At 65.0% G+C, this 12913-nt stretch carries 13 protein-coding genes and 1 pseudogene; 11 read left to right on the top strand and 3 right to left on the bottom strand.

Annotated features, from left to right (window positions below):
- Nucleotides 1-253 (bottom strand): annotated as a pseudogene (locus C2I19_RS17700) (transposase family protein); the annotation flags it as partial.
- 618 nt (nt 254-871) lie between these two features.
- On the opposite strand from C2I19_RS17700, the gene C2I19_RS17695 reads away from it, so the two are divergent.
- The 11 genes from C2I19_RS17695 to C2I19_RS17645 all read left to right on the top strand — a co-directional run bounded on the left by C2I19_RS17695 (nt 872) and on the right by C2I19_RS17645 (nt 11838).
- On the top strand, nt 872-1621 hold the full coding sequence (locus C2I19_RS17695) for a sulfite exporter TauE/SafE family protein (RefSeq protein ID WP_103903973.1): 750 nt from the start codon (nt 872-874) through the stop codon (nt 1619-1621).
- Between the two features lie 146 nt (nt 1622-1767).
- Nucleotides 1768-3327 carry a 4-hydroxyphenylacetate 3-hydroxylase family protein gene (locus C2I19_RS17690; protein ID WP_233201258.1) on the top strand — a complete coding sequence of 520 codons (1560 nt, stop codon included), beginning with the start codon at nt 1768-1770 and terminating at the stop codon, nt 3325-3327.
- A complete protein-coding gene (locus C2I19_RS17685; protein ID WP_103903971.1) occupies nt 3317-4363 on the top strand; it encodes an aromatic ring-hydroxylating dioxygenase subunit alpha in 1047 nt (348 codons plus the stop codon). Before C2I19_RS17690 ends, C2I19_RS17685 begins: the two co-directional genes overlap by 11 nt.
- A gap of 15 nt (nt 4364-4378) precedes the next feature.
- Nucleotides 4379-5752: a diaminobutyrate--2-oxoglutarate transaminase family protein gene (locus tag C2I19_RS17680; RefSeq protein WP_103903970.1), complete on the top strand. Its 1374-nt coding sequence runs from the start codon at nt 4379-4381 to the stop codon at nt 5750-5752.
- Nucleotides 5753-5768: 16 nt separating this feature from the next.
- Nucleotides 5769-7082: a lysine N(6)-hydroxylase/L-ornithine N(5)-oxygenase family protein gene (locus tag C2I19_RS17675; RefSeq protein ID WP_103903969.1), complete on the top strand. Its 1314-nt coding sequence runs from the start codon at nt 5769-5771 to the stop codon at nt 7080-7082.
- On the top strand, nt 7063-8340 hold the full coding sequence (locus C2I19_RS17670; protein WP_103903968.1) for an NAD(P)/FAD-dependent oxidoreductase: 1278 nt from the start codon (nt 7063-7065) through the stop codon (nt 8338-8340). Before C2I19_RS17675 ends, C2I19_RS17670 begins: the two co-directional genes overlap by 20 nt.
- Before the next feature lie 25 nt (nt 8341-8365).
- Nucleotides 8366-8995 (top strand): FMN-binding negative transcriptional regulator, encoded by a 630-nt coding sequence (locus C2I19_RS17665; protein ID WP_146056862.1) that lies wholly within the window; start codon nt 8366-8368, stop codon nt 8993-8995.
- Complete coding sequence (gene zapE, locus C2I19_RS17660) at nt 8988-10067, top strand: cell division protein ZapE (protein ID WP_103903966.1); 1080 nt, start codon at nt 8988-8990, stop codon at nt 10065-10067. The genes C2I19_RS17665 and zapE overlap by 8 nt, the downstream gene beginning before the upstream one ends.
- Nucleotides 10058-10447, top strand: a complete 390-nt coding sequence (locus C2I19_RS17655) for a tautomerase family protein (RefSeq protein WP_103903965.1) — start codon at nt 10058-10060, stop codon at nt 10445-10447. The genes zapE and C2I19_RS17655 overlap by 10 nt, the downstream gene beginning before the upstream one ends.
- An 18-nt stretch (nt 10448-10465) precedes the next feature.
- Nucleotides 10466-10966 (top strand): flavin reductase family protein, encoded by a 501-nt coding sequence (locus tag C2I19_RS17650; RefSeq protein WP_103903964.1) that lies wholly within the window; start codon nt 10466-10468, stop codon nt 10964-10966.
- A complete protein-coding gene (locus C2I19_RS17645; RefSeq protein ID WP_103903963.1) occupies nt 10963-11838 on the top strand; it encodes an isocitrate lyase/PEP mutase family protein in 876 nt (291 codons plus the stop codon). Before C2I19_RS17650 ends, C2I19_RS17645 begins: the two co-directional genes overlap by 4 nt.
- 114 nt (nt 11839-11952) lie before the next feature.
- Here C2I19_RS17645 and C2I19_RS17640 read toward each other — a convergent pair whose 3' ends face one another.
- A complete protein-coding gene (locus tag C2I19_RS17640; protein WP_103903962.1) occupies nt 11953-12390 on the bottom strand; it encodes a hypothetical protein in 438 nt (145 codons plus the stop codon).
- A 200-nt stretch (nt 12391-12590) separates the two neighbouring features.
- Nucleotides 12591-12913 (bottom strand): hypothetical protein (locus tag C2I19_RS22580; RefSeq protein ID WP_233201259.1); only part of this gene is annotated, 323 nt, incomplete at its 5' end.

Raw genomic sequence — 12913 nt, 5'->3', positions numbered from 1 at the left:
AAGGCGCATTCAAATTGCTTGGGGTCCATCAAGCGGAAAATGCGCAAGAAAGTGTCTTCCGACGGGATGCCATGCTTCAGGCTCAGGAAGCGCTGCGCCAGTCCTGCTTGTAGCGCGCCCAGGCGACCATTTCCTCGAAGGTGTCGTTGTCGCACAGCATCGCGCAGATGGCGATGACGAGGATCTCGCGGAAATCGTGCAAGGTGCCATTGCTGGTCTGGCGGGGATCGTCAATGTGTTCAAGGGCTTGCATCAGGCTGACTCCAGGCGTGCTCACATTCATGCGGGCAAAGTCGGGTAGTAGACGCGATTCCTAGCGGCTTATGCAAGGCTTTGACTACTCAGCGAGTCATACATGCCGTTCGAGTGCGGAGGCCCTGGCTGCGGTGTTCATCGCCTTAGCATGCCGCAACGGGTGGCGGGGTATGCAAAACAGCCCTGCAAAACGATAAATATTTAAATAAAAAATACATATTTTAGTATTGCCGCATCCCTCGATACGACACGTCAATGCCGCAAATATATTATATTAAAAAGGTTAGTCATTTTAATGAAAATACTGATTAGTATTTTCTGCTGTCAAAATATTACCTTTTGTAGATTGCAAAAAAACCACATCCCAAACTATCTACGTTTGACATGGTCCATATCAAATACGTACATTGACCAAAATAACTTAATGTCATTGACCAAGTTTGCAATGCAATACGCTTGGATAGTTCAAGCTCATTTCGACATTGCCTTAGCGTCACCACCTGCCGTCTTGCATAATTCAATGAATCGGCGCACATATAAATCGCCGTAAAATGACAGGAAATGTCCCGCTCGTCATTTCGCCCCGCTTTATTCGGGAGCCTATTAAGGAAACCCTATGCTGTTGAATTTGCCATGGCATGATATTGCGATCGTTTTTACCTCGGTGACTATCGCCTATGTGATTTTCGGCGTAGCCGGATTCGGCACCGCGTTGGTCGCCAGCCCGGTACTGGCCAATTTTATTCCCGTGCCGCAGATCGTGCCCTTGCTGGCCTTGATGGATATGTTCGCCGCATTGAGCAATATCGCCAAGGATGGGCGAAAGGCGGATATCGCCGAATTGAAGCGGCTGATACCGTTGATGGTGGCCGGCAGCCTGATCGGCGCCGCCATTCTGCTGAAAACCCGGCCCGATGTCCTCTTGCTGGCGCTGGGCGTCTTCGTGGTGGCCTATTCGTTGTATTCGCTCAGCGGGCTTAGCCCCAACCGCCGGTTCCAGCCGCGGGCGGCTGCGCCGTTCGGCCTGATCGGCGGCGTGTTCAGCGCCCTGTTCGGCAGCGGCGGCTTTATTTACGCCATCTATCTGTCTGGCCGCATAGAACGCAAGGAAAACTTGAGGATTACCCAAACCACCCTGATCGGTCTCAGCACCCTGACCCGGGTAGTGCTGTTCGCCCTCGCCGGCGTCTATATGGACAGCTCGCTGCTGATTCTAGCCTTGATACTCGCTCCGGCCATGCTGTGCGGCGTATTCGTGGGCCGGCACATTACCTTGCGCCTGACGCGGGAGCAATTCATCCGCGTGATCAATACCGTGGTGCTGTTTTCCGGCATTTTCCTGCTGGGACGATATTTCAGCCACTGATCCAATCTTGATTTAAATAGCCAAAACGCGGCCCCCAGCGCGCCGCGCGGGCACGCTTACACCTTGAATTCATTTAGTCCACAGCAGTCAGCCTAAATACCGCTGCCGTGATTTCATTACGCTTGATAAATAAAGTGGAGTGGCAAGTGAGTCCTGACGCATTGAATGAGATGATGACGCCGGAAGAATATCTGGACAGTCTGAACGATGGTCGCTCGGTTTATATATACGGCGAAAAGGTAAAAGACGTCACCCGGCACCATGCCTTCCGCAATAGCGCCTATTCGATGTCCCGGCTCTACGCGGCCCTGCATGACCCGGCCAGCCGGGATTTGATGACCGACATCGATCCGGAAGGCTACCGCACCCACCGCTATTTCATGCCCAGCCGCTCCAGCGAAGAACTGCTGAAGGCGCGCGACGCCATCGCGCACTGGTCGCGCCTGACCTACGGCTTCATGGGCCGCACTCCGGATTACAAAGCCGGCTTCACCGCCACGCTGAAGTCGGACCCGCATCTGTACGCGCCCTTCCACGACAACGCGCTGCACTGGTATCGCCAGACCGCGCGCAAAGTGCTGTTCCTCAACCATGTGTTGGTCAATCCGCCGGTGGGCCGCGCCCGCGACATCGCCGATATGCGCGACATCTACCTGCATGTGGAAAAGGAAACCGACGCCGGCATCATCGTGCGTGGCGCCAAGATGGTGGCCACCAGCGCGGCGCTGTCCAACGCCACCTTCGTCGCCCAGAACAGCGCCACCCACTATCAGACCGGTCGCGAGGAAGATTTCGCGCTGTGCTTCATCCTGCCGATGAACGCCCCGAACCTGAAAATCATGTGCCGCCGCTCTTATGAGGCTTCGGCGCTCAGCCCCTTCGACAATCCGCTGTCCAGCCGCTTCGACGAAAACGATTCGGTGCTGATTTTCGACGGCGTGTTCGTGCCGTGGGAAAACGTGCTGATCTATCGCGACATCGAACGCGCGCGCAGCTTCTATTCCGCCTCCGGCTTCCTCAACCGCTATCCGCTGCAATCCGGCACCCGGCTGGCGGTCAAGATGGACTTCATCTGCGGCCTGCTGGCCAAGGTGCTGGAGTCCAACGGCACCGACAGCTTCCGCGGCGTGCGCACCCGTCTGGCCGACATCGTGGCCTTGCGCAACCTGCTGTGGTCGCTGACCGAATCGTTGTGCCTCAACCCGGAAACGCGCAAGGACGGCTCCGTGGTGCCGCGGCTGGAAGCCGCCGCGACCGTGCGCTATTTCGGCACGCAGATGATGTCCCAGCTCAAGCCGGTGTTCAACACCATACTCGGCGGCTCGCCCATCATGCAGGTCTCCAGCTGGCTAGACCTGGGCCATCCGGAAACAAAAGACCTGATCGACTGTTATTTCCAGGGCACGGACCAGAACGCCGTGGACCGCCTCAAGCTGATCAAGCTGCTGTGGGACGCGCTGGGCAGCGAATTCGGCGGCCGCCACGAGTTGTACGAGCACAACTACGCCGGCAACAACGAGCAAGTGAGGCTGGACATGCTGCGCCACTGCGAAAGCAGCGGCGTGATGGCGCAATGCCGCTCGCTGGTCGACGCCTGCCTGTCCGACTACAGCCCGGCCGGCTGGACCCAGCCGGGCTGGCAGTTCGACGGCGCCTGCCGCGATCTGGCGGACCCGCTGAACAAGGGAGACGGCCATGCTGTATAAGGGCCAATGGGACCGCGCCGGGCTGGATTACCAAGCGCTGAAGAATCAATGGCATGTGGTGGCGCGCGCCGACGAAGTGAGCGCCGAGCGCCCCAAGGCCGTCACGCTGCTGGGCGAAGAGCTGGTGCTGTGGCGGGACGGCGCGGGCCAGATCCACGCCTGGAAGGATTATTGCGGCCACCGCGGCGCCAAGCTGTCGCTCGGCTGCGTCAAGAAGGGCGAGATCGAGTGCCCCTATCATGGCTGGCGTTTCGACGCCGGCGGCCAATGCACCCGCGTGCCCGCGCATCCGGACCAGGCCACGCCGTCCAGCGCGCGGCTGATTTTCCGCCACCACGCCGCCGAGCGCTACGGCCTGATCTGGGTCAGCCTGGATGCGCCAGTTCGACCGCTGCCGGTGTTTCCGGAATGGGAAGACGCCTCCTTCCGCAAGGTGTTCGCCGGACCATACCGCTACCGCGGCAACGCCTTGCGCTCGGTGGAAAACTTCCTGGACGCCTCGCACTTCCCTTTCGTCCACGCCAATCTCAACGGCAACCCCGACGCGCCGGAGCCGCTGAAGGATTACCAGGTGTTCAAGGACGATCGCGGCCTGCGCACCTCGGAAATCTCGGTCTTCCAGCCTTATGGCGATCACCGCGGCATTCCGGTCGACGCCCGCTACACCTATTCCGTGTTCAACCCCACCACCGCCTACTTCGTCAAAAAAACCGGCGAAACGGAACGCTTCTGCACCTTCCTCAACGCCACGCCGGTGGACGAGGCCGAGTGCGTGATCTGGCTGATCGTGGCCATCAACTTCGGCGCGGAGCTGACCGAGGAAAAGATTCTGTACCGCCAGGACATGGTGTTTGAACAGGACAGGCTGATCGTGGAATCGCAGCGTCCGGCGCGGCTGCCGCTGGACTTGCAGCAGGAAATGCACGTGCGCAGCGACCGCCTGGGCATCGAGTATCGGCGCTGGATCCGCGAGCTGGGCCAAATCGCCGCCGAAGGCAAGACGACGCAGCCGGAAATCGAGACGGCTTTAAGCTGAGGGAGACGCTAGAACATGGATGCACTGGAAACCCGCCGCGCCCAGTGGGCCGAGCGCGAATCGAACGCCCGCACCTACGCCCGCGGCATTGACCGCGTCATCAGCCGCGGCGAGCTTGTCCGCGTCTACGACAGCGCCGGACGCGAATACCTGGACTGCCTGGCCTGCGCCGGCGCCCTGCCGTTGGGCCACAACCACCCCTTCATCCAGGAGCGCGTGGCGGCCTATCTGAACTCCGGCCAGTTGCAGCAGGCCCTGGACATCGCCACGCCTGCCAAGCTCGACTTCATCGAGCAACTGTTCCAGGCGCTGCCCGCCGCCTTCGCCGAACGCGCCAAGGTCCAATTCTGCGGGCCGTCCGGCTCGGACGCGGTGGAAGCGGCCTTGAAGCTGTTCAAGACCGCCACCGGCCGCCGCTCCGTGCTGGCTTTTCAGGGCGCCTACCATGGCATGACCATGGGCTCGCTCGGCATGATGGGCAATCTGGGGCCCAAGCAGGCGGTCAACGGCTACCCGGCGGAAATCCAGTTTCTGCCCTTCCCCTACGCCTATCGCAGCCCCTTCGGCGCAGACGCCGCCGAAACCGAGCGGCTGTCGCTGGCCTACCTGGAAAACCTGCTGTCCGATCCCGAAAGCGGCGTGACCAAGCCGGCCATGCTGCTGGTGGAACCCATCCAGGGCGAAGGCGGCTGCATTCCGGCCAGCGCCGAATGGCTGCGCGGCCTGCGCGAAATCACCGCCCGCCACGACGTGCCGCTGGTGATGGACGAAGTGCAGAGCGGCTTCGGCCGCAGCGGCGACATGTTCGCCCATGAATGGGCCGGCATCGTGCCCGACGCCATCATCATGTCCAAGGCCGTGGGCGGCGGCTATCCGCTGGCGCTGATCGCCTATCACGAAAAATACGACCGCTGGACGCCCGGCGCGCACGCCGGCACCTTCCGCGGCAACCAGATCGCCTTGGTCAGCGGCGCCGCCGCGCTGGAATACCTGCGCCGCCCCGGCTCGCTGGAACAGGTGCGCGCGGTGGGGCTGCGGCTGCGCCAGCGGCTGCAGGCGCTGCAAGCCCGCTACGCCTGCATAGGCGAAGTGCGCGGCCGCGGCCTGATGCTGGGCGTCGAGCTGATAGACCCCAACGGCCAGCCCGACGCCATGGGCCGCCCGCCGGCCAACAGCGAGCTGGCCAAGGCGCTCAAGCGCGCCTGCCTGGAGCGCGGCCTGATCCTCGAAAGCGGCGGCCGCCATGGCGCGGTGATGCGCTTCCTGCCGCCGCTGATCCTCACCCCAGACGACGCCGACCTCATCGCCCAGCGCTTCGAAGCCGCGCTGGACAGCCTGTGGCCGGCCGCGCCGGCGGCGCAATCCGCGCCCGCGGCCATGGCACTCTGAGCAACGGAAACCTAGCATGAACCACACCTTGCACGACATCATCGGCATCGGCTTCGGACCGGCCAACATCGCCCTGGCCATCGCGCTGGAAGAACTGGCGCCGCAGCTTTCGGTCCGCTTCCTGGAGCGGCGCGCCAGCGCCGCCTGGCAGCCGGGCATGATGCTGGAAAGCTCCGACATCCAGAACCACCCGCTGCGCGATCTGGTCACGCCGCGCAATCCGCGCAGCCGCTATTCCTTCACCAATTTCCTGCATGAGCACAATCGCCTCTACGAGCACCTGAACCTGCCGCTGCACTACCCGCTGCGCCTGGAATACGCGCAGTACGTCAGCTGGGCGGCGGATTGCTTCAGCCGGCAAGTGGAATACGGCCGCGAAGTGGTCGACCTGGCGCCCATCGCCGCGGCGGACGGCTCGCTGGCCCACTACCGGGTGCGCTGCGCCGACGGCGCGGAATACCTGGCCCGCTGCGTGGTGCTGGCCCCCGGCCGCACGCCCAACATCCCGGAGCCGTTCAACCGCGCCGCCGATCCGCGCGTAGTCCATTTGAACCACTACCTGCCGGCGCTGGAGCGGATGAAGGCCGCCGGCGGCAGCCGCGTGGCGGTGATAGGCGGCAGCCAGAGCGCGGTGGAAATCCTGCTGCACGCCAGCGCGGAAAGCGGCGTGAGCCGCGTCGCCGGCGTCACCCGCAACTTCGGCTACCGGCAGAAAGACACCAGCCCGTTCTCGGACGAAGTCTACTTCCCCGCCTTCGTCGACGCCTTTTTCGCCGCCAGCCCGGAGCACAAGGCCAAGCTGCGGCGCGAGCTGGTCTACACCAACTACTCCTCCGCCGACATCGACGTGCTGAACCAGCTGTACGTCAAGCAGTACGCCAACCGCTTGCAAGGCAAGGACAGCCTGGCCCTGCTCACCTGCATGGAAACCGAGGCTTGCGAGCCGCGCGCCGACGGCGTGGCGCTGCGCATGCGCCACTTCCTGAGCGGGGAGACGCGGGAGGAAACCGCCGACCTGGTCGTGCTGGCCACCGGCTTCCTGGACCTGGGCGAAGGCGCGAAGCGCGAACGCTGGCCGCGCGTGCTGGAATCGGTGTCGCCGCTGCTGCGTTCGGAACGCCAAACCGTGGAAATCGAGCTGGATTACCGCGTCCGCCTGCAGGGCGCCGCCGACCAGGGCGCGCCGCTCTACCTGAACGGGCTTTGCGAGTCCACTCACGGCATGGGCGACGCCGGTTCCTTCAGCCTGCTGGCCCTGCGCTCCCAGGCCATCGTGCAATCGCTGGAACGGCGGCTGCGGGAGTTCGCCGATGGCGCCGCGCGCGCTTGACGGCCTGCTCGCGGCAGAAACCGGCTGGCAGGCGCGCGCCGCTCTGCTGCCGCCGCCGCCCTCGGCCGAGCTGCCCGGACGCTGCCAGCTGGCGGTGATAGGCGCCGGCCTCAGCGGGCTGTCGGCGGCGCTGGCCGCCGCCGAGGCCGGCTGCTCGGTGGCGCTGCTGGACGCCGGCGCGGTGGGCGGCGGCGCCAGCGGCCGCAATTCCGGCTTCGTGGTGCCGGTGCCCTCCCGCCTGGGGCCGCCGCAATTGCGCGCCTGGCTGGGCGACGACGCCGCGCCCTACCTCGCCGCCTTGGCCGCATCCTCGGCCAGTCTGCTGGCCCTTCCCGAGGCCTGCGCCACGCGCCAGGGCTGGATGCTGGCCTTCGCCGACCCGCCGGACCAGCCGGCGCGGCAGCAGGCCGAGGCCTGGCGCGCGCTGGGCGCCGCGGCGCGGCCGCTGGAAGGGGACGCGCTGCGCGCCGCCACCGGCTCCAGCCGGTACCGCCACGCCCTGCTGTTCCAAGACGGCGGGCAGATCGATCCGCTGGCGCTCGTCCGCGGCCTGGCCGAACGCTGCCGCGCCGCCGGCGTGGCGCTGCTCGAACATTGCCCGGTACTCAAGGTGGAAACCCGCGCCCGCGATGGCCTGCATCGCCTAGACACGCCGCGCGGCGCGCTGTTGGCCGAAAAGGTGCTGCTGGCCGGCAACGCCTACAGCCGCGATGGCGCGCGCGACGTCATCCGGCGCAGCGTGCCGCTGGAACTGACGCTGGGACAATTCGAGCTAGATCCGGAGCAGCAGGCGCGGCTGCTGCCCGCCGACATCCCGTTTTCCGACAACCGCCGCGACATGTGGTTTTTCCGCAAGACGCCGGAGGGCCGACTGCTGACCGGCATGTTTTCGCTGAGCGCCGGGCGTTCGGAACAATGGCACGCCGACCAGTTGCGCCGCCGCATCGTCGCCGTCTTCGGCGAGGACGCGGGCGCGGCGCGGCTGTGGTCCGGCCGCGTCGGCCTGACCCCCAGCGGCCAGCCCTCGCTCGCCGCGCCGGGCGAGGGCGTGCTGAGCTGGACCGGCTGCAATGGCCGCGGCCTGGCGCTGTCCGCCTTGCTCGGCCGATCGCTGGCGCGGCAACTGATACGCGCCGAACCCTGCCTGCTGCCCTTCTCCGGCCGGCCGCTGCGCGGCCGCGCCCTGCTGCGCTGGATGACCCAGGCCGCCATCGCCCACGACCGTCAGCGGCGAGACCGCGCGCTGGGCGGCCACTGAACCTGTTTGCGAAAGGAAGCTTATCTTGAGCGCATGCGCCTTCCATTACCGGGAATACTGCTGTACCCGGCCCGACCTGATAGACCGCATGATAGCGCGCTACCCGCTGGCCCTGATCAGCAGCGAAAGCCAAGGCCAACGCCATGCCAGCCATGTGCCGCTGTTCCGCGCCGCCGACCGCAGCCTGTTCGGCCATGTCGACCGCCGCAATCCCCAGTTCAGCCAGCGGCGCTTCTCCGCCCGGCTGGTGTTCATGGGCCCGCAGCGCTACATCCCGCCTGAGGCCTATCACAGCCGCCTGCTGCCCACTTGGAACTATGTGGCCGTGCATATGGACGCGGAAATCGAAGTGCTGGACGACATCGAATCCGCGCTTGGCGCGCTGCGCGACACCTGCGATCTGCTGCAGCCGCCGCAGGCGCCGTTCCAGTTCGATGGCGACGACCCGCGCGTGATCGCCAACGCGCCGCACATCCTCGCCCTGCGCGTGCGCAGCCTGCATGAAGAAGGCCGGTTCAAACTGTCGCAGGACAAGCGCGGCATAGACAGCGACGCCGCGCTGGAACACCTGCTACAACGGGACGAGGACAGCGAACGTGCGCTGCTGCAGGCATTGCGCGACTTCGCCGCCGCCGCGGAGCCCAGCCATGCCTAGGCGAGAAGACGCGCCGCTGGCGCAGCGCTTCGCGGAACGCAGCGTGGCCCTGGACGCCGGCCAAAGCCGCGCCGCCCAGACGCTGGACGGGCTGTACCGCCAGGCGCTGCGGCAAGGCGGCTGGCTGCGGCGCGCCACGCCCTTGGGCGCCTATCTGTGGGGCGAGCCCGGGCGCGGCAAGACCATGCTGATGGACGGCCTGTTCGCCCAGGCCGCGCTGCCCGCCCAGCGCATCCACTATCACCAGTTCCTGCGCGACCTGCACCGCGGCCTGGCGCGCGCGGACGGCGCGCACGCCGACTACCTGAGCGCGCTGGCGCGGCGGGTGGCCAAGCAATGCCGCATGTTCTGCCTGGACGAGTTTCACCTGCACGACGTGGCGGACGCCATCCTGATGGAGCGCTTCCTCGGCGTGCTGCTGGAGCAGCGGGTGCTGGTGATCCTCACCTCGAACTACGCGCCGGAACAGCTGCTGCCCGACCCTCATCTGCACCAGTACGCGCTGCGGGTGATCGCCCTGATCGAGCGCCACATGTCCATCCTGCATCTGGACGGCGACAAGGACTACCGCTACCGCGAGGGCGAAGCCCTGCGGCAATACCTGGACCCCTGCGGCGCAGATACCGACCAGCGCCTGCGCCGCCTGCTGGCCGGCCTGGGGCAAACCGTGCCGGCCGAGGCCGCCGTGGTCCGCCTGTCCGACCGCCCGGTGCAAGCGCGCGCGGTCGGCGACGATTGCGTCTGGTTCGACTTCGACGCCATCTGCCTGGGTCCGCGCTCCCACCTCGACTACCTGGAAATCTCGGAGCGCTGGAACGTGGTGGTGGTGTCGGACATCCGCCAGGCACAGCTGAACAAGGCGGATGGCCTGCGCCGCTTCATCTGGCTGGTGGACGTGTTGTACGACCGCCGGCAACGCCTGCTGCTCGCCTCCGAGCGCCCCATCGAAACCATGCTGCGCGAGGTGGCGCTGTCGGTGGACACCCACCGCACCCTGAGCCGCCTCGCCGAAATGCAGTCGGCGTCCTTCGCCGCCGCCTCGCCCATAGAAATGAGCCCGCTATGCCTATAGTCAGAATCGAAGAAAGCGCCGCGCGCGCGCCGGCCGAACGCCAGGCCCTGATCGAATGCGTCTACGCCGCCCTGCGCGAAGTGTTCGGCGTCAGCGACGAGGAGCTGCAGGCGCGCTACGCGCGATACGCGCCCGGAGACCTGCTGCCGCCGGGCGGCAAGCCAGACTACCTGCACATCGAGATCACCATATTCGCCGGCCGCAAAACAGACACCAAGAAAAAGCTCTACGCCAGGCTGGCCGCCGACGTCTCCGCCCTGCTGGGCATGGCGCCGGCCGACATCGTCATCCTGCTCAACGAGCAGCCCGGCGAAAACTGGGGCATGCGCGGCGGCCTCTGCGCCAGCGAGATCGATTTTGGCTACGCCATCGAGGTATGAGCCGGGGAGCGCGCCGACATGACGTCCAAGCATGCCTTGCGCCAGACACTGGGCGCTTTCGCCACCGGAGTCGCCATCGCCTCCGCCTATGACGCCGACGGCCAGCCGGTCGGCCTGACCGTGAATGCCTTCAGCTCGCTGTCGCTGGAGCCGCCGCTCATTTTATGGTGCCTGCGCCAGCATTCCGGCGCGGCGCCCATCTTTCAGCAGGCCGGCCACTTCGCCATCCAGGTGCTGAGCCGCCAGCAACTGGCGCTGTGCCGCCTGTTCGCCGGCCCCGGGCAAGACGAGCGCAAACGCGCGCAGTTCGACCAACGGCGCGCCGACGCCCCGCTGATCGGCCAGGCCGCCGCCTGGCTGGTCTGCCGCAACGCGCGCCAGCACGCCGAGGGCGACCACTTGATCTTCATCGGCGAAGTGCTGGAAACCCGTCACCACCCCGAACGTCCGCCGCTGATATTCTGGCAGGGCGACTTTCACCAGACCCACCCCCTCGCCATACTGGAAACGACAGAATGAGCAAACAAAGCAAATTGACCCTGCGCCGCCAGCTGGAAGCGCGCGCCGGCCTGCTGGTGCCTGGCGCCTACAACGCGCTGAGCGCCCGCATCATTGAAGACCTGGGCTTCGGCGCCGTCTATCTGACCGGCGCCGGCCTCACCAATATGCAGCTGGGCCTGCCCGATCTGGGCTTCGTCGGCCTGAAGGAAGTGGCCGACCAGACCGCCGCCATCCGCGACGCGGTGGGGATTCCCATCATCGTCGACGCCGACACCGGCTTCGGCAATGCCTTGAATGTCCGCCGCACGGTGCGGGCGCTGGAACGCGCCGGCGCCGACGCCATCCAGCTGGAAGACCAGGTGCTGCCCAAGAAATGCGGCCATTTCGCCGGCCACAGCCTGATCTCCGCAGCCGAGATGGCAGGCAAGATCCGGGCCGCCGTCGAGGCGCGCGAAGACGAAAACCTGCTGATCATCGCCCGCACCGACGCCTGCGCGGTGGAGGGCATAGACGCGGCCATCGAGCGCGCCGCCCTTTACCGCGAAGCCGGCGCCGACGTGCTGTTCATCGAAGCGGTGCGAGACCCGCAAGACATCCGCCGCCTGCCCGCGCTGTTCGACCGCCCCCTGCTGATGAATATCGTCATCGGCGGCAAAACGCCGGCATTCAGCGCCGAAGAACTGAAAACCCTGGGCTACGGCATGGTGCTGTACGCCAACGCCGCGCTGCAGGGCGCGGTGCTGGGCATGCAGCGCGCCCTGGGCGCGCTGTCGCGCGACGGCGTGCTGCAGGAAGACCCGCAGCTGGTGGTCCCGTTCGCGGAACGCCAACGCCTGGTCAACAAACCCTTCTACGACGAGCTGGACGCGCGCTACGCCGCCAAGGACTGAGCGCGGCGGCGGCGCGACGGGCCAGGCCGCCAAGGCCTGGCCACCCTCCCCTATCCCTGCCGTAGCGCATGGGAGCCGAAGCGGCTTTTCCCATGCCGTAAAGCCCCTGGCTTGTCAGGCAGCGGCCCGAAGCGCCATCACGATCCGGCAAGCGCTGGGCTTTCCGCTTTCTGTTTTGCGCAGCAGCCAATAGCCATATCCCTGCGCAATGCCAAAAGCCGCCTCCATGGCTGCAAATCCCCAGACGATGGCGACGCCGTTCATGGCCAGCAGATAGTACAACTGCCAGATGAAAAACAGCCCGCGGGCAAACGTGTCGTACAAGCCGAACTCGGCCTCCGGTCGGCGTAGACGCAGCACCGACCAAATGACCACCACGCTGCCCAGCAGATTGGCGAAAAGAACATGAATAGGCGCGAATGCGGGCAGCGGCGAAATGCTCCCCAGCAGAGTGTGCACGGCAGCGAATGTCCACGGCGTGGCGAAAGCCGCAGTCGCCATCAAGTCATAGAGGGCGCTGAGTCTGACGAGCTTAAGGTACTTGGCGCGCATAGGCGGCTCCTTGCATGAGAGGGAGGTGCAGCAAATGATGGGAATTCAGTGTGTGGCTACGTCAAAAAAACATCCAATAAATTCAATAAAATAGCCGACCGCGCAATCACCCATCCGACAGACGAAACCTGCACCGAAGTTTTGCCAGTGAAACGGGTTGCGCAACCATTAAATCATTGTAACTAAATATATTAATTTTGTTAATTAAATTGCATAATTCTCAACGCTTCCATCACGCCGCTAGCAGTGAGAAAGGCGACAGCTATCCCAGACGATCTGCTGCCAGTGAAAGGCAACCAACCTGCCTTGCTGAGCGCGCTGGAAGCGGCATTCATCGATGCGGGAGACGCGCCGAACGCGCACGGCATTGCTGAGCGCAGCCATGGCAGAGAAGTCGTGCAATTGGCGCGAGTGCTGCGCGTGGCTGGGTGAACATGAGCCTGCGCAAGCTGACCAAAAATCGCGGCTCCTTCCCGAGCGATGAAGCCTTGCTGAAACTGTTTTTTCTGGCGCTGAAAAACAT

This window comes from Chromobacterium alticapitis (genome assembly GCF_002924365.1).
In the GTDB taxonomy this organism is placed as follows: Bacteria; Pseudomonadota; Gammaproteobacteria; order Burkholderiales; family Chromobacteriaceae; genus Chromobacterium; species Chromobacterium alticapitis.
Note: the sequence above shows the minus strand (reverse complement) of the source record. Positions and strands in the feature narration are given on the sequence as shown.